Genomic DNA, 21,512 nt, shown 5'->3' with positions numbered 1-21,512 from the left:
CGCTAAAGGCTGACAGCGAGCTAACCAGTAAGGCGTTACTGATGGCTTACGAATCGAGAGGAAGGCCTAATGGCTTGTTGTTCCATTCAGATCAAGGCGTTCAATACACCAGCCTGCGCTTCCGGCAACACTTGTGGCGCTACCAGATAAAGCAGAGCATGAGTCGACGGGGTAACTGCTGGGATAATGCACCAATGGAACGGTTCTTCCGCAGCCTGAAAACCGAGTGGGTACCGGAAACGGGATACCGCTCTTTTGCTGAAGCGAAGCAGTCGATCACGGATTATGTGATTGGCTACTACAGCGGAATCAGGCCGCATCGGCACAACGATGACCTGCCGCCGAATGCGGCAGAAAGTATGTACTGGAGAACTTACAAACCCGTGGCCAGTTTTACTTGACCACTACATAGCGAAAAATCCAGCAAAGGCTGACACAATAAAACTTCTGATGGAAGAAGCGCTCCGCTCTCACAACCTTGACTGCTATTTCAGAGGCTGACGCTGATGACAATAAAGTGCAGTCAACGCTCACCACTAGTCCGGCGCTTTTTTGTGTCACGATAGAGCAACTCAGCCCTGAGTATTTTTATCGATTTGGGAGCATCAATCGAAAATACGGGCTGCCCTCTGGGCTTGCCCTCGAAGCAGATGGCAACGTCATTACCAACCCTGAGCACATCACCTCGTTCAAGTAGGATCTCTTTCATCACCACGCTCCGTGTGGTTCGCATCACCTGCTCAGCATAGCCTAGCTAGCGCAGAGCGCCAGCCTCAGAGACGACAAGAGCTACTGACAGGCGGCCAGCTGCATAGTGAAGACCCGCTTCTCCTTGGGCGCCATCGTGAGCGAATACTTGTTCAACATTTTCTGCCATAGCCCCAGGTACTCACAGCGATAGGCCTGCCTTGGGGGTAGCCATTCCGACGGCCCCTTTTTGCCCTTGGCTTGATTGAGGCCATCATCAACCACAAGAAGGTTTTCTGGATCGTTGGCAAACTGCTCCCGTTGCGCAGCTGTCCACGCAAAGGCGCCGTGGGCATGCGCCCATGCCAGAGGGATGATGTGATCAACGTCCAAGTCACTCGCCCGCGTGAAGGTTTGACCGCTGAAGGGATCAAACCATTCTCCCTTGCTGACGTAACAGCCATTGGGCGAAAGCTTAACCGGTATGCGAGAAGCGGATTGCAGCATTTCATGACGGGTATTCATGCAGTCGCCATCGACGTCAGACCAGTGCTTGTAGAGCTTCCGATCATAGCGCTCTACAAATGCCCGCCCTTCTCGCTCAGCCTCTCGCGTCGCGCGCTCCACCTGAGCTCGTGCATCACAGCCCTCGCGATGGCAATGATATTCGCCTGTCTTGCGGTTGGTATGACCTCCGCGGTCATCGACACCACCGGGGTGGGCCCAAGCGCTGGTCGCGCTTAGCGAGATCATCACCATGACAACAACGGCGAAACAACGTCTCAACATCCTTCAACTCCAAATGCAGGTTCGGCAGGCAGTCCAGTCTGAACTGCCATAGAATAAGTAATCTTGGGGCCTGTATTTCTATCGCTACGACAAGAATACGCGTTATGCGTTAAGATTTTGCTGGGCTGAGACCACTTCCCCATCCGCGGAGTTCATATATGGATGTCGATCAACTCATCAAAATCATGCGAGTCGCCGCGGAAGCTGGCTTGCGCTCACCCGAGCAAGTCGCCGTCTTCCTTGAGATTGCCCGCGCCGGTGAAATCAATATTTTGGACCTCTCCGGCTGCGACAGCACATTGGAGCCAGAGGCTAAACGCATACGCGGCGCGATCGGCCCCCTAACTAAAGAGGGCATGCCCCGAAGCGGTGGTTCACGCCAAGCTGGCCTGGGGTTAGTTAACTCCCGACCTGGCCGCTTTGTCACCGAAGGCAGCACGCGGCCACTGAATGGCTATACGCTCTCAGCCAAAGGCCGGCGATTCCTCAAGAAGATGAACCTAGATGGCCTATAAGAGCGCGCTCACCTTCTGACGCCCTAGTCAGCAGCCGATACCATGCTAATCCGGCCCAGCCATGGGACCAGGCCTGATACCGCGCCCCCTGGTCAGCAGCAAAAATTCCGTTGCCAAACCCGCTGGCAATAATATACTGTATATACATACAGCTTTTAAGAGGCATGGCCATGATTGTTTCGTTGTTTGGCCGAAGCGCACGATTTACACGCCTTCGCATTCCCTTTTTCCTAGAACGCGTCTCAGCAGGATTTCCCTCGCCAGCTCAGGATTACGTGGAGCAGACGCTCGACCTCAATGAGCTATGCGTAAAGCATCCGGCTGCCACCTTCTTCGTGCGTGTTGAAGGAGACTCCATGGTAGAGGCCGGTATTTTTGCGAACGACGTGCTCACCGTTGATCGCTCGCTCAAAGCCGAGCATGGCGATATTGTCATCGCTTGCTTGGAGGGGGAAATGACGGTGAAGGAGCTATGCCTTCGCCCTTCGCCAAAGCTATTGCCGCGTAATTCAGCGTATTCGCCGATAGAGCTCAGCGATGAGCGTGACCTAGAGATCTTCGGCGTGGTGACCAGTGTCATTCGGACTATCGGGCGCAGATGAGTGAGTTATTTGCCCTGGTAGACTGCAACAACTTCTATGCGTCCTGCGAGTCTCTGTTCCAGCCGAAACTTAGAAACCGCCCCATTGTAGTTTTGTCGAATAACGACGGCTGCGTCGTTGCCCGCTCGAAAGAAGCGAAACAGCTGGGTATCAAGATGGGCGTTCCTGTTCATCAGATCAAAGACATGATCAGGCTACACCGAATAGCGGTGTTTTCATCTAACTACGCCTTGTATGGCGATATGAGCCAGCGGGTGATGAGCATTCTAGAGCAGATGGCGCCTCAGGTAGAGGTGTATTCGATCGACGAGGCCTTCCTCTCCCTCACTGGCATAGAGTCGTATCAGTCCCTCAATGACTTTGGTGTTGCAGTACGGGAGCGCGTCCAGCAGTGGACAGGCATCACCGTATGTGTGGGAATCGCCCCAACAAAGACGCTCGCCAAACTGGCCAACCACGCTGCCAAGGCCTACCCCGCAACCGGCGGTGTCGTAAACCTAAGCCAGTGTGATAGGCAACAACGGTTGTTGCGCATTACACCAATCGAAGAAGTCTGGGGCGTCGGTCGCCGCCTGTCTGTACGACTGCGCGAACTAGGTATCGAGTCAGCGTTAGATTTAGCTGAGTATGACCTTAAATCGCTACGGAAACGCTTTTCGGTGGTGCTGGAGCGTACCGCTCGTGAACTGCGTGGTGAGTCCTGTCTTGCTCTCGAGGATGTTACTGAGCCAAAGCAGCAAATTGTTTGCTCCCGTAGCTTCAGTAAGCGCGTTGAGTCACTGGATGAACTGCGAGAATCAGTGGCCAGCTACACCGCCCGAGCCGCTGAGAAGCTCAGGGCGCAGCAGCAAGTGTGCAAAATGCTGTCAGTCAGCCTCAGGACAGGCCTTTTTAACCCAACAGAGCCGATCTATAGCAATAGTGCAGTGACCCCTTTAGCCACACCGACGAATGACAGCAGCCAACTGATCGCCGAGGCCACGCGTTTGTTAAGGGCTATCTGGCGGCCTGGGTATCGCTACGCTAAGGCCGGCGTGATGCTCAGTGAACTTTCACCTCAAGAGCAAGGGCAAGCGGATCTTTTCAGCGCCCCGGAAGAGGCGCGCCGAAAGCAACTGATGCAAACCATTGATCAGATTAACGGTGGAAAGCATGGCAAGGTATTTATTGGAGCCCAAGGGATCCGGCAAGAGTGGTCGATGAAGCGACGGTACCTTTCGCCTGGCTATACAACTCGATGGACTGAAATCCCTCAAGTCTGAACCCTCCGCTGATCAACTATATGAATAACAGACAGGAGGCGTGGCAAAGAAACTGCATTCAGCTATACGAAGCGTCAAATTTGTATACTTTTTCGCTTGGCAAATTAAGATATAGGACGGCCTTGGAACTTGGCAGCAGTAAACTGTGGCCAAAGAGAGTCTAGCAGACCGCCGGCGATTCACTATTTATCCATACAAGCTCTATCACACAGCTAGATCACAATCTGTGATGACTCAACGTCAAATGGAACAACCCTCAAAACCATCCCATCCTCATAAATAAAATCCGGCAGAGGCAGCTGAAATCGTTCTGTTTTTGGGTAAATGAGCATAAGCTCTTTTCGATCATTAGCTTTTAGGTACTTATGCCCATACGCATACAGCTGATACATATCCGCTTGCGAAATGCCATATTTATTTCGGCGATCCGAGGCATCGATCAGCTTCCATTTGGTGTCCATGACACAAACGGGCTGGTTGCCATTCACCACCATAAGATCAGGGCGAAGATTAAATATCTTAGAACCTGCATGACTCTCAACCAATGAATGCTTAACTGACTGTGTTTTTAACTTTGCGCCCTCACCCGATATCTCCTCAATATTTTTTCTGAGGCAATGCGCCACATAATCTTCGAAGATACGCTCCATCGGGTAGAGCAAAGACAACGTATTGAAGCCACCGGACGACGCTGTTGGCCCCTGACCATTCAGCAAGGAATTACACCAACTCAGTGCCTCATGGTAATAGCTCATTCCACGACTTAGTTTTACCTTTTTAAAGTCTGAATGGACGTCAGAGCTGGCGGGTACGCCGTCAAATACAAAACTCAGCTCTCTCGCTAATCTTTGGTTTTTCGAGCATTGACTTGCACGCATTACAACCTCGAGAGTCAATTTTATCAAACGATTGGCTGGACGATTAACTTGATACTCATCAAACTCGATTGCAAACCGCTCAGGGTGCATCGCATTTTTGCAAATTTGCGCAGTAACTAACAACCTGCCTTTTAGATAGGTGGCATTCTTTTTTTCGCGAGAATAATCAGAACGAATACCTCTTTTAACCAGCTGATTGATTGCGGCCAAAAATTGAGTGATATACACTTCAAGCAGCGGCATTTTTGCATGGCGAATATCTGCCCTATCAGCTTTTCTGAAGGGACTACTATGCAAGCAGCGCAACATCTTAATCAGCTGGTAGCGTGACTTTTCTAACGCTTCTTCATCGCCTAAATACAGCTTTGGCAAGATTTCAATCAAAGTGCCACAAGGCGTCTGTATCACTCCCACATAATTCTGCACTTTGAGCGCAGTTTGTCTCTTATAGGTAGTAAGTTTCAGAAACGGAGCGAAGTCTGATTCGCGCAAATCACCCTGAATCAAACCCCTCAAATAACCGAACGCCGATTTCGTAATACCAACAGCATTTTCATCAAATCGATCCACCGCCCCCGCCTCAACTAAGAAACCGTACTCCCTAATACAAATACGGCGCGTTGTCCTAAACCCTCTACGCATAGATGCCCTTGTAAGTTTCTGGATACACTAATGCCTCATCATTCCGGGTATAAGACTTCTGCTCTTCTAACTCATAGCCCAAATCGAAATTTTCACCGAAGAGTGTTTCAGCGTTATGATCTCTCCCGTTTTCTAAAATAAACTGGTTCTCAGAGGCCTTGTTGTTGTCACCGAGCACTAAGCGAATCTTGGCCCAGTCCTCAAAAAAATACTCTTCCAATAGAGGCAGGATTTTATTGGAGAAAATACTTCTCAATAATTCAAATTTCTGCCCTTCATCAACCACCGCCCTCAGAGGCATGAAGAACGCATGACCCAAAGTGTGTTCGCGATCATAAAGCACCTCGATTCGTTTATTGATAATCGTGAGCATTGCCTTGACATCGATGCCTTTCACCTCCACACCATCTAAAAGATCAACATTAGGCATCATCTCAACAAAATCAAACCGACGGCGAAGCGCAGTATCCATCAATGCTAGGGATCTATCAGCTGTATTCATGGTGCCGATTAGATAAAGGTTACTAGGTACCTCAAAGGTTTCTTTAGAATATGGTAATGTGACTGAAAGCGCTTCGACAGCACCAGCTCTCTTGCTTGGCTCAATAAGAGTAATCAGCTCACCAAAGATACTAGATATATTTCCCCGGTTTATCTCGTCGACAATAAGAACACGACTATCACTTTCCTTGGAATTTCTATCAGAAATATCTACCGTTTCCGACGACCTATTTTCTATTAGCGATCTGGCATCTTCACACATTTCCTTAAAGATACCATTTACGACGTCATATGTAATTTTACCCTCTTCTGATGCAGCCTTTAGACCTTCAACAAAATCCTCATAAGAGAAGCTTTGATGAAAAGTAACGAAACCGATTCGCCTTTCATGCTTTAGTTCTTGGAAGCGCGCATGCAATGCTGAACGATTCTCGATATGCGCATAATAATAATCAGGATCTAGTATCTCCAACGCCTTATTGACGGTATGGAAAGTTTTACCTGTACCAGGTGGGCCATATAGTATTTGATTGAGGGGCTGTCGAGTGACAGCACCCTGTCTTGTATCTTTGTTAGCATCAAGCAAACCTTTTTCATCCATATAAACAATTTCATACTCATCTAGTAGTGTTTCAAATGCTATCTGTGTTACACACTCAACTGAGATTGCCTCATTGCCCAACGCGACCTTGGGCGCCTGACTACCGTAATTGCTATTTCTTGAATCGTTTGCGCTATAACGCTTGACGACTTTCGTTTGTTTTACATCTGGCTCCCATGGTTCCATCACCAGCCTTACTGACTTTCCACTGCGATTAAGGGCAATTGTTCGACCTGAGTCATTATGAAAACCAATGACCTTTTCGGTACCGCCACCGATACTTGGATACCGTTGTAATAATATTTTTTCAGCGTCCTCTGGCTTAAATCGTTTTTTTGAGGCAATCATTTCCGCTTTTTCAAAAACTTCGTGACTAAATCTAAAAATATCCCTACCAGCCCGATCACTCATTACCCACTTATAAAGCTCAGAAAAAGGTGCTTCCCGACTAATATTGTCATTTTCTAGATAGTCGCTAAGCAACTCAGCTTTGAATACCGCAGGTAATAAAGGGGAATTTCTGTCTTGGTATAGGAACGCGATCTTCCATTTGAACACGGGCCATAACGGGATATTATCAATGGACTCTAGATCGTTTTCATTAACGCTATCTACGACCTTTACGACGTGTTGCCTGACTGCTTTAAAGGCCTCTTTAGCAGAGTTTCCATACCTAGACTCCCACGCGAATTCCTCTGTGTACGTGTATCTTTTCTGATCAAGCTTTTGTGTTTGATTTCCTCTCCGATAAATACCAAACTTGAAGGATGAACCTCCCCAAATAGAACCTAACGCTTCTAACCTTTTCTCAATCCAATAACAAAAGGTATCTTGGTTACCAATGCCTGTATAATCATCTAATGTCATCGTTCTTACTCGGCTTTCAGGCCACTCTGCCAAGAATTCACTCCAGAGTTTGTCCAAGCCTGAAACATTTACTTTTTGCACTATTAATACACCTTATTTTTTTAGTATGTTAAAAACGTCGCTTCCTGAAAAATTGTTTCTATCCAGAAGGCATCTGACTAATAAATCCGCCAACAAACGACAAAACTGTTCGCTATACATGTCTATGCACGGGACTATCATGACACCACAACTATGCTTTCTCCTATTTTGCGTGACCGCATGCTTGTTCCAACCCAAGCGGAGACACTGGCCAGTTTTTGGCAACCAAACTGAGTCTTAATGCCGATCACGGCTTTCCCGGTCTAAACAATCATGATCTACAGTTTGATTTAGGCGTAACCAAGCTATTTTAACTATAACCAAATAACATGGACTGATGCCGATTGGATTCAGCTAAATGATGATACTGATTAATCTTCAACACCCCCATGAAGCTCTACAAATGCTTGATCTGACCAGTCACAGCCGTCGGCTCTTGCGACTATAGATACCACAGGCAACTCCACTCCATCTACATAACGACTGATTTCGATCATCAACCTATAATCCCCGGAATCTTCGGCAGCAAAGAAAAATACCGGCGCGATCATGTATCTGACCTACCTTCACAAAACAACGCTGCAACCATATTCAATCGTTTTACATCACTTAGATGCTTCGCATCACATCGAATCAATGAGGGGCTTCCAACAACTATTACCAGGCATTCCGCCCGCGAGACAGCGACGTTCAGCCGTTGCCGGTCAAAAAGAAATTCAATACCCCGGGGCGATTCTTCTGCATTACTAGAGCAAAGGCTCAGTATGACTACAGGCGCTTCTTGCCCCTGGAATTTATCGACACTGCCTACTTTGGCCCGATTACCCAAGGCTTCTTGCAGCTTTCGAACCTGATGGTTATAAGGGGCGACAAACAGAATATCGTCGAGTGTCAAAGCGCGTTTAGCTAAGTTCAGCACTAACCTTTGATTCAGGAGGTCATCTACGAGCTCAACAATTACCCCAACCTCTTCCTCTGAAGCCTGTGAGTTACCTTCATGGTCAACGGGTAGATAGACGATTCCAGCGTCCTTCAACGCGAACCTGAGGTCATCACCTAACTGTAAAAACCGCTTGTTGGTCGACGGATGAGCCGCCAGCCTACTTTCATAGAACTGCTCACTAACATAGGCATTCACGCGTTCATGCATGCGGAAGGTCGTGCCGAGAAACACCCCCATATGAGGAGGAATAGTAGGGGTATCATGCATCAGGTAATCCAGAACGGATAAACCACTCTCCCCCGGGTGCACCCCTTGAGAAGGTTGACCAAGCTGCATCTGGTCTCCCATCAACACGATATTCCGTGCGCTGCGGCTCATGCCGACCAGATTTGCCGTAGCGACCTGCCCAGCTTCATCAACGAAGAGATAATCCAGTGCATCGACGACGTCACCCCGACAAAACCCCCAAGCGGTTGAGCCGACGGTATATCCCTCTTCTAGCGCCTCAGCTAAATCCTTATTAGGTATTTCCAGAATACCTAACTTCGTCATTTCGTCATCAGGGCCTTTCGCGCAGCTGAAGCGAGCCTCGATTCCCTTTTCCCGACAGTGTTCCGCAGTTACTTTCAGCAGGTGATTGATCGCCTTGTGACTATTACTGGTAACGCCCACCTTGAAACCGCTGCAGATCAGCTCAGCAATAACATGCTTGGCCGTATAGGATTTACCCGTTCCCGGCGGCCCTTGGATGGTCAAGTAGCTGTTATCCAGACGTTTTACCACATCGATAACTTGCGTAAGACGCTCTTCGGGGCTCACCGCGGTCACCAATGGTGCTCCGGCTTCATGATCACGGACTCTCGGGGGCTGACGGCGTAGAAAGTCCAGAATAGCTGAGGGTTGATTCGGCTTCGTCACGAAGTGCTTAACCACATCCGACAAAGCGGCAGGTATCGGCGCAGCATTCACATGCTGATCAGGAATAAGGCTTACATGGGGTGGAAGCTCTTCTTTGCTTCGCAATACGACCAAACCCCGATCGAGCTGAGACTCCTCCGCAACGACAGCAGCCTTGAGCTGCCGGCCTTCCGCATCGAATTCACCCAAGAGGAAGGCAGACGATGGCAACGATTTCAGTTCTTGTGTAGGGTCGAAGCGATATTCCTGGCAGAAAGTGCGCGCTTTTGGAGTCTGTTTATACGCCTCTCGATCGGTACGGTAGCAATTTGCCAAGCACTCCAAGTCATCTTCTAGTTCGTCATGCTCCTGGCCCAACCGATCAAATAATCGCCAAAAGCCAGGCTTGGCTTCTCGGCGATGGAATTCAAGCATCCAAGCAAGGTTTTCTATCAGCTCGGCCTCGTCCGGGTCAGATGCTTGAACGGCCTCGGCTTTGTCGAGCAGCCGATCACGTAGCTGGTGCCTTGCCGTGATTTCGTCGGTGACTTCCGGTTCCTCGACCTCGGACTTTCCCAAATAAGGAATCGCCTCTTCAGCCTGCTGGGCACGTAGCCAGTCGACAAGTTCCTGCGTAGAATCGCAGTCATCAATGTTGTAGTCGCGGATACTTCTTAGGATTTCGGATGTTTCCCAGGTATCTCCCTCCTCCCCAAGCGCATTCTTCTCACGCCAGAGCTCATAAACAACCACTGACTCGCCACCGGACGCCACGTCGGTATCGCGCTTACCGCGGTACAGGTGCTCTACGTTCTTGATGGAGTAGCGGGGCTCGCCCAACAAGATTGAACCTTTGACGACTTTGTAGAGGTCGACAAACACCTCATTGCGCAACAATTGATCAACCTCTTGCTCGCAGATGCCATAGCGACTCATCAGCTTGCGGCAGGCGGTGATCTCATAGGTCGCGTAGTGATAGATATGCATCGCAGGGTCGGCTTGCCATCTGGCATAGACCCAATCGATGAAGGCTTTAAAGGCCAGCTTTTCCTGCTCTGGGTTATGCGCCCAGAAATCCCTGAAGGTGCGGTTTCCACTGTCATCAAAATAGGTGCAGCCCCAGAGATATTCGAGGCCACCGTCATCCAAGGGATAGCCTTCTATATCGAAGAATACATCCATATCAGAATGTGGGGGCAGTAATGCCAGCCCCCTATGCTCGCCCGGAGCGGGACGTATCACGCGATAGGCCGGAACATCCTGCCCCTTGCTTTCGCACTGGATGGCCGCCTGGGCTTTTAAACGCTCGAGGACGGGTTGACCGATACCGGGGACCTTGTCGATGCCTGTCTTGGCAAGCCCAGCCATGGTCTCAATACCGACCCGGTTAAGCTTTTTAATTTGATCCCGGGTGATATTGGCGACCTGATAGAGGTGGTCGCGCTCGAGCAGTATCTCTTTAGCGTAATCAGACCAGCGTCCCCAGCTATTAAACGCGGCAGGATCAGGTGGCTGGCTGGAATCAAACTGCCCTTGGAAGGCTAAGAAGTCTTCCCGAACACTCTGGTAGTACGCATAGCACTCGGAAAGCGGGACGGGGTGACGCTCACCAGAGCCCAGCGCCACGACAACCCTATCCGGTTTGCATCCCTGAATACTCTCCAGCATATCCACATAAAGGCACAACTGAAGCGCGTGAGAAGGCTTGGCCCGCTTAGACAGCTTGGCATCCCACACTTCGTAGTGATAGTCGCCCAGATGACTCTTGCCGGGTACTTTGATTAGGAAATCGGCATAGCCAAAGAACTGCCCAACACGAAAGCACGCCTGGGTGATTACATCAATACCAGCTTCCAGTGCCGCCTGCGTATGAGCAATCTTCTCGGCGTCACCTTTGCCTTCAATCGCGATGAATGTGTCAAACTCTTGCTGCAAGGCCGCTTCGACTTGAGATTCGTGCTTATAGCCTTTCTCGAAAAGCAGTCGATCCATGCTTTCGATTTCGTCGGGCGCAACATCACCGTCGGGGCACTCAAGCGCACAGCGATCCATCCACGAAGCATATGGACTATCCAGATATACGGTTAGATCAGATGCAGAAAAATACAGTGACCCATCTTTATATTGCATTTTTAATCCTTCCCTGAACTACGAATTACTTAACTTTTAGAAAGCTTCTCACGAAGCTCCAGAAGTGATTCCAGAGCGAATTGTGAAGACCCTGCTTAAGCTGAAACTTCATATAGATTGGGTTTAAAATTTAATAGTGGAGGCTGGCATTAATTCTCTAAGGCCCTGAATTCTTTATTAGACGCTATTTAGCCACTGTTAATATTGCGTCCATAATCTACAAAAACTCAGAGAAAAATAGGGCAGCGCAGCAGTTGGCGACCGCCACTGTCATGCTGGCTCAGCCCCTGCAATGTTCGAGGTGACCCTGATTTTCCGTTGCCGACGCTATTACTTAAATTAATTTTAAATTCTGCCAGAGACACTTTGTGACCTTCGAAAAATTGCTCAGCCGAATTACGGATTTTCTCGGCATTCATTGCGCACCTCTCAACTGCCTTTTGGGCTTCTGATGGCGATTCAAGCATACTCCTCTAATGTAAAGCAATTTCAGCAGCAGTCCGCAGCATCTTTGGCAGTGAACGTATTGAAAATGGCTTTCAATTTCAGCGGGCCGTACCGAGGCGTATTTTCAAAATCGGATTTCCCTATTTATATTAATTACATGATGCCGTACTCGAGCAACACTTCCATCATCTGCAAGCATAGACGACGAAAGCTTTAACAATGCTGTATGTATTCCTTACAATCTTTGTACTTTAAACCACCGATACGAACCGACATTAAGACCGAATCACCATATTGGTGCCTCGGGCCGTAACAACCTAGTAAAACGTTATTAAACTTGCTACGAGAGCTTAATAAAACTCCATAATCATCTCCCAAATGAACTGTTATTGCTTGAAATTCTTTCTTAACAATCCACTTGCACATAAAAACATCATGCAACATAGCGCGCTTCTCACTATATTCGCCAACTTTCACCGGCCAGTCAGTAATAATATGTGAATTAGTTACTTCCGATATAAGATTTAAATAGCGCGCAAAGTCCTTATAGGCCTTTTTCCCCTTTTTACCATTAAAACTTTTCCCAATTTCTTCAATTCCACTCATAACGAGAAGAGGGGGGAGCTTTTTATTATTACTCATAGCCTTCAAGTGACGAACCGCGCTTTCTTCTATCCAAGATTTTTTTGCGAACGGAATCTCACAGACAGACAATGAAGCATCCTTAAGCTTAGATACCGATTTTGAAAGCTTTTTGATTTTTTTGGCATCTAGCTCTAGATGGCGCATCTCGCAATTATGCACATTTGTCATTTGAGATAGCGACTTTATTACAAAATAATTAGCGGGTTGACCTATTGAAAGAAACAGCGTGTCTCTGCCCTGAGCTAGCGCCTGCCGCAATGCGATTGAAACCAAAAAATCTGTCTGCAAATTTGCCGGCGGGCCACTAACAAAAGTAACACCTGGCTCTAAAAATGATATCCCGGTACTATCCAGAGCTCTGAATCCAGTATGCTCTTTCCCACCTCTATTAAGCCGCTCCCCTTCTTTCTCTGCGCATTCAAAAAAATACTTCAAACTTTCCTTAACAGGAAGTACAGCCCCTAGACCCGCCTTACTCACCAATCACCTCCAAACTAAGCTATCCATTTCATTGACATCCGTGGCTGTCTTACACGCCTCTTACATTCGCCTCCCACAAAAATAGTTGCTTTACATGAATGCTAGCCTTTACTGAAATCTCTCACCAATAGGAGCGCCATGAACTTAAATCGATTCAGAAAGCACTGGCAGTTTGTGCTCGGCTATTAGAGAGCGAACGCGCAGAAGGACTCTAGAGTCTGCATTTTTACATAAATGGATTTTACGCTTTATCAAGCGCATGAACATGCCATCAACATCTACATGTAACATTTTCAGGCAGGAATTGAGTTAAAGGTGTATTTTCTATTTATTTTTCTCGCAAGGATCACGCAGCAAAAATTTATAAAGAATTGGAATTTTTCTTAAAAATTAGAAAATAACAGGTAGAAAACGGGATGTATTTTGCACCCCCGCCCCTCGTCACATTCGACACTCAAAATAACTGTCTATCGAAGGCTGACCGTTCCTCCCGGTGTGTCGTGGTCATTATCTCAAGATCAGCTGGTATCTCTTTTAGCTTTTCAATACGGCGAATGAGACTTGAAGACTCTGATATGGCGAGCATGAACTTGGGTCGCTTACCATCACTATCAGAAATGGCCTGCAGCTCTTGCATCAAATCGCCATACATCTGATCTAGATTCAGATCCGTGTGTTCGTAGAGATAGATTCGATCTATGCGGTCTCGCCCTCTATCAAACCGTGGGCTAAGTAAATCGAACAATTTGCGACCGGTTTTGCTTTTTTCTAGAAACAGTGCAGCAGCCATGAGCAAACCATCTTCGACCATAGCCTCAGGAGAATGCGGTATCCAACAGTACGTGTGCTTACCCTTCTTCCCGATCCAGGCACATTTACTATTTTCAGAAAAGTTGAGTTGCTCGAACCCATGGACAAGTCCACCATCATAGCCGTGGCTTTCGCCAATCATCATATGTGCTGTATATGTTGCCATCGCTAAGTCCTTTTATATCAATGCCCCCCTCTAGGAGATAGAGAAAGGCGCTGTATGTGTCGCATTTTCAAGCAGGCTACACGTTTTTTACTACTTTCTGTCACCGAAAAGCCATCGACTGATTTTCTTTCTGTTTACCAGAGTGATCTGCTGCACCTCTGGTGCCGTCTTGCCATCCTCTTCGACGAGATCCAACTGTTGAAGCAAGTAGTGGACGAGAGCTCCACGGGTGCTAATGGTCAGCTTATTCTTCACCATCCCATAGTCTTGGCGGATAATCGCTTGCTGGGCCGCGCTAAGTCTGGGGTCAGGGCCAATGACGACATCGACCATCGTCTGCCATGCGACATCTCCTTCAGCCCCGTTTTCTCCCTTGAGCGTAATATCCGGCTCGTCAGAAATCCGGCTCAGCACAAAGTCGCGATACTCTTGCCGATGCTCACAGAAGGCCCGAACGTGCCAACGAAAGCCATTAAAGATAACGGAGTGCGGCTGTATGACTCGGTACTCTGGCACGGGGTTCTTCAACGACGCATAGCAGATCTCGACACGCTTTCCCTCCCGCGCTGCGCGTAGAATAGGACGAAGCACCGCGGGACGAAGATCTCTGTTAAGTGGCACCATGACTTCGGTATAGCGCCGAACGGGGTTATCGACAGAAAATACGGCCCCAAACTCGCCATTTGCGTTGACCATTTGGAGGTATTCATCAGCGACCCCTTGCGTCAGCACAGGTGTAAACCCCTTGGTGGGACAGTAACCTTTCTGTTTTACATCGTACTCTAGGTTGCCTGGCCCAAAGTCTGTGAGGTAAGTATTTATATCCTTGGAGGCTTGCTGGCGACCGATACCAAAGGCATCTTGCAAGTGGTTCGTCGTGAGTCGCCCTTCCCATAACGCGACGGTTTCAATCATCCGATAGCGCAACAGCCTATCCCAGCGAATCGCCCACTGCTTTTCCTTGCCTTTTGTCATTGTCTCCCGCCTTGGACCTGCTTGAAATCGCGACATGTATATGTAGCCATTATGTACATGTATTTGTTCTACACAGTATAGTGCACCCCGCCTAAAGCAAAAAGCAAGTGGCAAATGGACTTGCCGTTTTAGGTGATTGGGCAGGACGCCCTTCGATCCTGGCCTCATGGATGAGGCCAGGATCACTTTCCGATTCAGGGACGCATTTAACAGCTCACCAACACACCTAGCGAGGCTATATGGCATAACCGTTCACTCGACCACATTCGGCAGCACACTGCTAATCAACCCTAGAAAGACCTAGGGGTAGACCAACTATTTAGCGAGGTAGGAATGGGGCGCGGGTTTTCATATGAAAGTACAAATACCACCAATGTCGGCGTATACGGAACGCTCAAACGTGGTTTTCACAACCACAATCTAATCGGCAGCAGCCCTCAAATCGATGACGGCTGGATTCGAGGATTATCGCTATATGACTTAGGACCTTTCCCAGGGGCGCGACGCGCATCCTATGAAAGCCTGATCTATGTAGAAGTGTTTGCGGTATCGCCATCAACGCTGCAAGCACTGGACGAACTGGAAGGTTTTTTACCCAACCAGCCTGAGAGCTCGCTCTATATCAGAGAGCTGCTATTCCTAGAAAGCGGGCCCAGCTGCTGGGTTTACCTTTACAACCAATCAATAGAAGGAGCACAGGCCATAGTGGAGGGTGTTTGGCCAAATTAATTGTAAGCATTGAATTTAAGCCTAAAAGGAGTTGGCATGCCCACAATTACCGCAAGATTACAGCTTGGCAAAGCGCACCCATCTCGAGGAGGAATCCTAGATGGCTATCACACACTAGAGCTATTTGAAGGCAGCAAGCTGTTCTGGGTTGCTAAAACCAAGACAGGCCGAATCAAATGGCTACCCCGCCACCCAAGCACCATAGCATCAGACGGATTACTCCTGGCTGCAGCCATGTTCATGCCGAACAGCCGCGCTGGCCTAACGATTAGCCGCCGGCTCGGGTTGCTTGAGAGATCTAGGTCAACGGTCGTCGATTTATCCGACTACAAAGGCGTGGACTTCACCGCAGTTTATGCGCAAACGATACATTCGCTCGAGCACAATAACGAAACTGAGTACCGGCTCAATAAGCTGACAATGATGGTCAGTGAAGTCTCTACCTTAAATTCTCAGCTAGATACCTTCGCTTCGCTAGATTGCGACGTAGAAATTATGACGACCACCTTCAGTAAGGCTTACTCAGGGCTAGATGAAAGGTATGAATTCTGGCAACGCAATATCAACGCGTCACAACACGGATGAAAGGCTTATGGAAATACATTACTGCTGGCGCTGCGATGCAAAACTCCCCTTTCTCGACGAGACAGAGTACAGCATCATTGCACCTATACTAGGCGTTCCCGTCCCGATAGCGATCAACCCTTCGGAGTGGAAGCTGCTCGACCAACTGCCCCTCGATCTCTTTGAGAGTATCACAGGGTACCGGCTTGATTGCCGCGGCGATATCTTCCACCATCGCCTCGCACGCATGGGGCCGAAGTGCGACCACTGCGGCCATCTTCTTAGGTCGCCCAATGCCGCGATTTGCGCGCACTGCTGGACGCCTTCTGAGAGGTTTGACAACACCCATCAGACTCCCATTGTATAATGGTAGTTGGATATGCCGTGCCCGACACTGACAACATCATAGGCCCTACGTCAGAGAGGATGACCTACACTTTGGGATGCAAGGAGCATAAATCATGAAAATCACTGCACTCATTATTTCAGCACTTGCGATAAGCGCATGCGCGGGAACCCATTTGAATGTGAATTCGTCAGGATCAGCCTCGCTGTCGACTCCGGTGGAATTAGGCATCGCACAGTGCCGCATTACGGCAAATGGCAGCCGTGATATTCGCTATGGCCTACATTGCGACCGGTAGCGAATTGTAGCGCTTCGAACAGGGCGAAGCTCCAACCCAGCCTACCTCTACCGTTTGGCATGATAGCGCGGAATGGTCACAACAAGGCCTGCGCGGTATCGCATCTTGCTTCTGCCATTACCGCTTGGCTCATTACTTATACATGCTATATTCACCCAACCCGTCGCTCACAGGCTAAGCTGGCTTAGCAAGATATCCAAGCGCGCGAATATAAAAGGACTGATGATGCATGATGCACTGAAAGCAAGACACAGAGCAGTACGCGACACCTTCCCCACGAACCTAAACCTACGCATTCATCGATCCCTCAGCTGGCTAAAGGCCTCTGAATCAACAGACGATGTGGATAGCCGCTTTATTTTTCTGTGGATTGCTTTCAATGCAGCCTATGCAGTAGAGATCGATGACCGATACCGAACCGCAGAGCAGGAAGCCTTCAAGGAATTTATCGGCAAACTCTGCGACTTAGATGCAGACAAAAAATTAGAAAAGCTGGTCTGGGAGGCATTCCCCAAAGCGATACGCGGACTTCTCAATAACCGCTTTGTGTTTGCTCGATTTTGGGACTATCAAAACGGGAAAATGGAAGAAAGCGATTGGAAGGATGCCTTTTCTGCTGCCAACGCTGCGGCGCATAAAGCGGTAGGTCAACGAGAAGTACAGAAGGTCATCGGTATCGTTTTAAGTCGCATCTATACACTTCGCAACCAAATCGTCCATGGCGGCGCCACTTTCGGAGGGCAAGTTAATCGTGAGCAGCTCAAAGACTGCACGAGCTTCCTGAGCCACCTCATTCCTACCATCATTGAAATTATGCTCGATTCACCTGACACGCTGTGGGGCGAGGCCTGTTATCCGGTTGTAGAGGTCTAAGATGGATACAGACACCTCTTTGACACTGATAGAGAAAGCCAGGGCCTTCCTGATGGCCGGCGCGGTGGGCATTAGACACGCTTGCAACAAAGCCGCTCTATTGTCCCAGTGCTAGAAATAGCGCTACACCAGTAACGGCGCCTTGGCCGAAACAACATATCGCCCCCAACTCCTCCTGACTCACTGACAACCCTCGCCGCACTGGTGAGGACTCTATTAAATAGCCCCAACGATAGCCTTGCTACAGTGCACCGACCAAATATTGACTAAAATAATGTGTAGTATAAGCTACACATAAGTCTAATAAAGTCCAAACAGCCGCTATAAGACGAAGGCAACAGGAATGAACATCGAGCGCACTACCACAACACCAACTATTGAGCAGTTAAGCAGCCCCTTCGGGATTGCTTTTCACCTCACTACTGGTCGCAGTTTTGCGCTAACCCTCTGCCAACAGCTAACTAGGATCCAAGTTCTTCATGCAAGCCAGGGCAGGCAATGGACCGCGGATCCGGCCACTTTCTTGGATTGGATCGAACTTAACCCTCGCGACACTCCACATTTAGCCTTCAGATATACAGGTTATTCCCAGGCAGAACTCGCTACTTTCATCAACGGGCTACTTTTACCAGAGCGGCTTGAGCTAGAAAAACTCCTTATGTCAGATCAGGTATCAGCGTTTTTTAACGATGCTGCCAGCCATCGCGAGCGGGTGCGCGACAACGTAGTTCTTGCCCTAAAACCCGTAGAGGTCCCCTTTTATAGCCATTTGGAAAAGTGGGTCAAAGAGCAGAAATTTCCACAACGACAGCATCAATGGTCAGCACAAATCGAGAAAGCGCCAGGCATCAAGGATGACGATAAGTACTGGTCAGGCATAAAGGCGCAATTACGGCGCTACAACCCTAAGACCGCAATCGATCCCTCAGAGTTAGCCGAAGGGCTCGACTGGAACCCCGTAAAACCCCGTGTTTACTGCGCAATGCTAGGCTGTAACGACGAGCTTTCAGATTTCATAGCGATAGACCGGGAACTGACGGCTAAAGAAGCTCGCGCCATAAGGCACGATTATATGCCAGCGAAAGCTTGCCTGATCCACCCCTCCTACAATTACCTGATCATAAGGTCGGAGCAAGGCAATCTATTTAACTCCAGCCCAACGTGGATCGCTCTGGATGCAGAACAAAACCTTATTACCTCGTCTCGCGACGCCAACCCATTCCGACGCTCGCTGAGTGATTTGCTAGCGGTAGTCCGAAACTATCATTTTGTTCGACATTCGTGGCGTGGGCGCCCTCTGCCATCTTCCTCGTATGGAGAGGATTCCAGGCAAGGCGGGTTCAACATTAGGGAGTGGCTGATCACGTTAGATAATTTCCCCAAACGATACACCGTTGGAAAACACTATATGGTGGTTAACCTTTTGTTTCACCTACGCACGACGGAGCATATCTGCACGAAAGGTAATCACTTGTTGTTCGTGGAAGAGATACAAAGTGATTGGATGCAAAGTCGAGACCCCGACCACTGTAACTATCGTGACCAGTACCATACCCGAAGAATGCCCTGGCTTACCGACTGGCATCAACTCGGTGTAAACCTTGCTTTTTACCTTGCGGCGCATCTGGGCTTCGACGGAGTCTGCATGGCCACAGGCCGCCATCAGGTTGAAAGGTTTGGCGTTCTGAGTATGAAAGGCCTATATGATCTGTACGATAAAATTATTCCACGCCACTGCAAACTAATTGCGAGAACATGGGGATTGCAGGTCGAGAGGCATCTACTACCAATTCATCACCAGCGCTCAACAATATGTAAGTACAGCTCAGGCTATACCGTCATTGATAACAACGCTCATCCGATGACACCCCCTCTGAATAAAAATCACGCGAGGAGCTACCGAATTGAGCGTGAAAAAATTAAATCGGAGGAGGTCCCCACTTACATGCTGAACCCCGCAATCAGAGCGCATCTCCTAGAACGCGGCATTCCAATTTTTGGAGTATTGAAATGACATTGCCTGCAAAGACAAACTTTGGGGACTACGTTCGCGACACACGAGAACGACTGAAATCCAAAGATCGCAGCTTTAGTCTGCGCCAAGTTGCTCAGAGGGTGGGCATACAGCCGACTTATCTCAGCAAATTGGAGCGCGGGGAACTCCCCCCTCCTTCTGAGGAGACCGCAAAGCGTATTGCTGTGGATTTGGGGCTCGACGCAGATGTTCTTCTTGCCATGTCTGGCAAGGTTTCAAGCGAGCTGCGAGCGATTATATGCCAACGTCCCCAACTATTTTCAAAACTCATCCGGCAACTCAAAGACCTGCCGGATGATGCCGTACTAAATATTGTCAGGGAGGTAACAGATGGAGACTGGTAAAAATAGGGTATGGCTAGGCGAACGCAATTTGTACTTCGACTTTCCAAATGTGCATCCAGAGGCACGACTGAGGATCAACTTTAGGCGTACATTGCGAGTGCCGGACGACGGGCGGGACTACCCCCTACCTGCTAGCTTGGGACGTTTTCCCCTACTACCTGTGCAGGATTACGCCGACTCCCTCCCCCCAGTGATGCAGACCTTCGGCGGTGTAATGCTACCCATGTATCAATCCGAGGCGACTTGGTTAAATTTTGATGGGAGCTACCCGATTGCGGTGAAGATTGCAGCGGGAAAGATCAATGCGGTGACTGGCGACAGCTGGCAAGCAACATTGAACAACAACCCACAGGATTACATCACCATCCCCGAACAACCCTGGCTAGATGGCTTTTGTGTTGAAAAAGGCACCGTACGCCAGTTTGTGGCCATGCCATTAGGCGAAGGCTACACCGCCGAAGAACAGCTTACTGGCAAGGCTGAGTTTGGAGGCTTACAAATCCAAGCCTATCCAATGAAGCGCGAGTTCTATGATGAATGGCAAGAAAAGCTGCGCCGCGAGCTGGGCACGGATTATCACGAGCTCCCATTTTTCTTCAGCCGTGAGATCGTTGAAGAATGCCAAATGGGCTACGCCCCTGGCGGGAAAATCGTTCAAGACATCTACGATGATCCACATGGCGTTGACGCGTGGGACTACGATCATTCCCTACGCTGCTTTGTTCACGCGGTGAATAGTGCAGAATACCTCGCCATTACTGGTCGCCAACCTCCACACCCGCCTATTAGCAAGAAGGCATACCAGCAGGAAGGAATACCCTGGTTTGAAATGTATGAACGCGAAAAGAGAGCCTTAAGAGGTAGTTCGCGATTAGCCCGGCTAAAATCACTGGCCCAAAAATCAAAAGAAAAGAACCTGCCGATTTTTGATAACGTCACTATTCACCCCAACACCGTTGAGTTACTTGAAAGTGAGTCTAATAACTGAGGCACGAAGCCATACCTGCCATAAGATTGCTCGTCGGCATACGATAATACTGGATGAACCATCGTCGACATGTAGTGGTCAAGTAAAACTGGCCACGGGTTTATAAGTTTTCCAGTACATACTTTCTGCCACATTTGGCGGCAGGTCATCGTTGTGTCGATGCGGCCTGATTCCGCTGTAGTAGCCAATCACATAATCCGTGATCGACTGCTTCGCTTCAGCAAAAGAGCGGTATCCCGTTTCCGGTACCCACTCGGTTTTCAGGCTGCGGAAGAACCGTTCCATTGGTGCATTATCCCAGCAGTTACCCCGTCGACTCATGCTCTGCTTTATCTGGTAGCGCCACAAGTGTTGCCGGAAGCGCAGGCTGCTGTATTGAACGCCTTGATCTGAATGGAACAACAAGCCATTAGGCCT

22 protein-coding genes are annotated in these 21,512 nt (G+C 48.9%); 12 read left to right on the top strand and 10 right to left on the bottom strand.

Annotation, left to right across the window (positions count from 1 at the left end; all coding sequences use genetic code 11):
- A partial coding sequence (locus H573_RS19420) for an integrase core domain-containing protein (protein ID WP_027875056.1) occupies positions 1–401 on the top strand: 401 nt, incomplete at its 5' end.
- Between the two features lie 388 nt (positions 402–789).
- Here the strand turns inward: H573_RS19420 and H573_RS19810 are convergent.
- Positions 790–1,476 (bottom strand): HNH endonuclease, encoded by a 687-nt coding sequence (locus H573_RS19810; protein ID WP_036257009.1) that lies wholly within the window; start codon positions 1,474–1,476, stop codon positions 790–792.
- Between the two features lie 158 nt (positions 1,477–1,634).
- Between H573_RS19810 and H573_RS0115385 the strand changes: the two genes are divergently transcribed.
- From H573_RS0115385 to umuC, 3 genes are all read left to right on the top strand, one after another.
- A complete protein-coding gene (locus tag H573_RS0115385; RefSeq protein ID WP_027875054.1) occupies positions 1,635–1,991 on the top strand; it encodes a hypothetical protein in 357 nt (118 codons plus the stop codon).
- 170 nt (positions 1,992–2,161) lie between these two features.
- Positions 2,162–2,593: a translesion error-prone DNA polymerase V autoproteolytic subunit gene (umuD, locus tag H573_RS0115380; RefSeq protein ID WP_027875053.1), complete on the top strand. Its 432-nt coding sequence runs from the start codon at positions 2,162–2,164 to the stop codon at positions 2,591–2,593.
- Positions 2,590–3,855, top strand: coding sequence for a translesion error-prone DNA polymerase V subunit UmuC (umuC, locus tag H573_RS0115375; protein WP_027875052.1), 1,266 nt, complete (start codon positions 2,590–2,592; stop codon positions 3,853–3,855). The genes umuD and umuC overlap by 4 nt, the downstream gene beginning before the upstream one ends.
- A gap of 212 nt (positions 3,856–4,067) precedes the next feature.
- Here the strand turns inward: umuC and H573_RS18535 are convergent, their stop codons facing one another.
- The 8 genes from H573_RS18535 to H573_RS0115335 form a co-directional block, all read right to left on the bottom strand.
- Positions 4,068–5,303, bottom strand: coding sequence for an McrC family protein (locus tag H573_RS18535; protein WP_051171368.1), 1,236 nt, complete (start codon positions 5,301–5,303; stop codon positions 4,068–4,070).
- 64 nt (positions 5,304–5,367) lie between these two features.
- Positions 5,368–7,425, bottom strand: coding sequence for an McrB family protein (locus tag H573_RS19190; protein ID WP_234701885.1), 2,058 nt, complete (start codon positions 7,423–7,425; stop codon positions 5,368–5,370).
- A 371-nt stretch (positions 7,426–7,796) separates the two neighbouring features.
- Entirely contained in the window at positions 7,797–7,976 is a 180-nt protein-coding gene (locus H573_RS0115360; RefSeq protein WP_027875051.1) for a hypothetical protein, read from the bottom strand.
- The gene (locus tag H573_RS0115355) at positions 7,973–11,395 is read right to left on the bottom strand and encodes a TM0106 family RecB-like putative nuclease (protein WP_027875050.1); all 3,423 of its coding nucleotides are present in this window, start codon (positions 11,393–11,395) and stop codon (positions 7,973–7,975) included. Before H573_RS0115355 ends, H573_RS0115360 begins: the two co-directional genes overlap by 4 nt.
- 227 nt (positions 11,396–11,622) lie before the next feature.
- Positions 11,623–11,814, bottom strand: a complete 192-nt coding sequence (locus H573_RS0115350) for a hypothetical protein (RefSeq protein WP_027875049.1) — start codon at positions 11,812–11,814, stop codon at positions 11,623–11,625.
- A 241-nt stretch (positions 11,815–12,055) separates the two neighbouring features.
- Entirely contained in the window at positions 12,056–12,967 is a 912-nt protein-coding gene (locus tag H573_RS0115345; RefSeq protein ID WP_027875048.1) for a DnaB-like helicase C-terminal domain-containing protein, read from the bottom strand.
- Between the two features lie 454 nt (positions 12,968–13,421).
- Positions 13,422–13,943 carry a hypothetical protein gene (locus H573_RS0115340; RefSeq protein WP_154653927.1) on the bottom strand — a complete coding sequence of 174 codons (522 nt, stop codon included), beginning with the start codon at positions 13,941–13,943 and terminating at the stop codon, positions 13,422–13,424.
- 90 nt (positions 13,944–14,033) lie between these two features.
- Positions 14,034–14,918 carry a helix-turn-helix transcriptional regulator gene (locus H573_RS0115335; protein ID WP_027875046.1) on the bottom strand — a complete coding sequence of 295 codons (885 nt, stop codon included), beginning with the start codon at positions 14,916–14,918 and terminating at the stop codon, positions 14,034–14,036.
- Between the two features lie 333 nt (positions 14,919–15,251).
- On the opposite strand from H573_RS0115335, the gene H573_RS18525 reads away from it, so the two are divergent.
- The 8 genes from H573_RS18525 to H573_RS18520 all read left to right on the top strand — a co-directional run bounded on the left by H573_RS18525 (position 15,252) and on the right by H573_RS18520 (position 21,095).
- Entirely contained in the window at positions 15,252–15,647 is a 396-nt protein-coding gene (locus H573_RS18525) for a gamma-glutamylcyclotransferase family protein (RefSeq protein ID WP_051171366.1), read from the top strand.
- 36 nt (positions 15,648–15,683) lie between these two features.
- Complete coding sequence (locus H573_RS0115325; RefSeq protein ID WP_027875045.1) at positions 15,684–16,232, top strand: hypothetical protein; 549 nt, start codon at positions 15,684–15,686, stop codon at positions 16,230–16,232.
- Between the two features lie 7 nt (positions 16,233–16,239).
- On the top strand, positions 16,240–16,578 hold the full coding sequence (locus H573_RS19565; protein WP_154653926.1) for a hypothetical protein: 339 nt from the start codon (positions 16,240–16,242) through the stop codon (positions 16,576–16,578).
- Positions 16,579–16,672: 94 nt separating this feature from the next.
- Positions 16,673–16,855, top strand: coding sequence for a hypothetical protein (locus H573_RS19560; protein WP_154653925.1), 183 nt, complete (start codon positions 16,673–16,675; stop codon positions 16,853–16,855).
- Positions 16,856–17,080: 225 nt separating this feature from the next.
- Positions 17,081–17,728 (top strand): HEPN domain-containing protein, encoded by a 648-nt coding sequence (locus tag H573_RS0115315; protein WP_234701884.1) that lies wholly within the window; start codon positions 17,081–17,083, stop codon positions 17,726–17,728.
- A gap of 343 nt (positions 17,729–18,071) precedes the next feature.
- Positions 18,072–19,742 carry a hypothetical protein gene (locus H573_RS0115310; RefSeq protein ID WP_027875042.1) on the top strand — a complete coding sequence of 557 codons (1,671 nt, stop codon included), beginning with the start codon at positions 18,072–18,074 and terminating at the stop codon, positions 19,740–19,742.
- Positions 19,739–20,107: a helix-turn-helix domain-containing protein gene (locus tag H573_RS0115305; protein WP_027875041.1), complete on the top strand. Its 369-nt coding sequence runs from the start codon at positions 19,739–19,741 to the stop codon at positions 20,105–20,107. Before H573_RS0115310 ends, H573_RS0115305 begins: the two co-directional genes overlap by 4 nt.
- A complete protein-coding gene (locus H573_RS18520) occupies positions 20,094–21,095 on the top strand; it encodes a hypothetical protein (RefSeq protein WP_161624281.1) in 1,002 nt (333 codons plus the stop codon). Before H573_RS0115305 ends, H573_RS18520 begins: the two co-directional genes overlap by 14 nt.
- A gap of 78 nt (positions 21,096–21,173) precedes the next feature.
- On the opposite strand, the gene H573_RS0115295 is transcribed toward H573_RS18520, so the two are convergent.
- The coding region (locus H573_RS0115295) for an integrase core domain-containing protein (protein WP_027875040.1) at positions 21,174–21,512 on the bottom strand (339 nt) is incomplete at its 5' end.

Source organism: Neomelitea salexigens DSM 19753, assembly GCF_000422345.1.
In the GTDB taxonomy this organism is placed as follows: Bacteria; Pseudomonadota; Gammaproteobacteria; order Pseudomonadales; family Spongiibacteraceae; genus Spongiibacter; species Spongiibacter marinus_A.
The sequence above is the reverse complement of the archived record's forward strand: the minus strand, read 5'-3'. Positions and strand labels throughout refer to the sequence as shown.

What these genes read in the sequence shown, in the direction of transcription:
- H573_RS19810 (WP_036257009.1), bottom strand. Translation starts at nt 1,476, where the DNA reads ATGTTGAGACGTTGTTTCGCCGTTGTTGTCATGGTGATGATCTCGCTA.
- H573_RS0115385 (WP_027875054.1), top strand. Translation starts at nt 1,635, where the DNA reads ATGGATGTCGATCAACTCATCAAAATCATGCGAGTCGCCGCGGAAGCT.
- umuD (WP_027875053.1), top strand. Translation starts at nt 2,162, where the DNA reads ATGATTGTTTCGTTGTTTGGCCGAAGCGCACGATTTACACGCCTTCGC.
- umuC (WP_027875052.1), top strand. Translation starts at nt 2,590, where the DNA reads ATGAGTGAGTTATTTGCCCTGGTAGACTGCAACAACTTCTATGCGTCC.
- H573_RS0115360 (WP_027875051.1), bottom strand. Translation starts at nt 7,976, where the DNA reads ATGATCGCGCCGGTATTTTTCTTTGCTGCCGAAGATTCCGGGGATTAT.
- H573_RS0115355 (WP_027875050.1), bottom strand. Translation starts at nt 11,395, where the DNA reads ATGCAATATAAAGATGGGTCACTGTATTTTTCTGCATCTGATCTAACC.
- H573_RS0115350 (WP_027875049.1), bottom strand. Translation starts at nt 11,814, where the DNA reads ATGAATGCCGAGAAAATCCGTAATTCGGCTGAGCAATTTTTCGAAGGT.
- H573_RS0115340 (WP_154653927.1), bottom strand. Translation starts at nt 13,943, where the DNA reads ATGGCAACATATACAGCACATATGATGATTGGCGAAAGCCACGGCTAT.
- H573_RS0115335 (WP_027875046.1), bottom strand. Translation starts at nt 14,918, where the DNA reads ATGACAAAAGGCAAGGAAAAGCAGTGGGCGATTCGCTGGGATAGGCTG.
- H573_RS18525 (WP_051171366.1), top strand. Translation starts at nt 15,252, where the DNA reads ATGGGGCGCGGGTTTTCATATGAAAGTACAAATACCACCAATGTCGGC.
- H573_RS0115325 (WP_027875045.1), top strand. Translation starts at nt 15,684, where the DNA reads ATGCCCACAATTACCGCAAGATTACAGCTTGGCAAAGCGCACCCATCT.
- H573_RS19565 (WP_154653926.1), top strand. Translation starts at nt 16,240, where the DNA reads ATGGAAATACATTACTGCTGGCGCTGCGATGCAAAACTCCCCTTTCTC.
- H573_RS19560 (WP_154653925.1), top strand. Translation starts at nt 16,673, where the DNA reads ATGAAAATCACTGCACTCATTATTTCAGCACTTGCGATAAGCGCATGC.
- H573_RS0115315 (WP_234701884.1), top strand. Translation starts at nt 17,081, where the DNA reads ATGCATGATGCACTGAAAGCAAGACACAGAGCAGTACGCGACACCTTC.
- H573_RS0115310 (WP_027875042.1), top strand. Translation starts at nt 18,072, where the DNA reads ATGAACATCGAGCGCACTACCACAACACCAACTATTGAGCAGTTAAGC.
- H573_RS0115305 (WP_027875041.1), top strand. Translation starts at nt 19,739, where the DNA reads ATGACATTGCCTGCAAAGACAAACTTTGGGGACTACGTTCGCGACACA.
- H573_RS18520 (WP_161624281.1), top strand. Translation starts at nt 20,094, where the DNA reads ATGGAGACTGGTAAAAATAGGGTATGGCTAGGCGAACGCAATTTGTAC.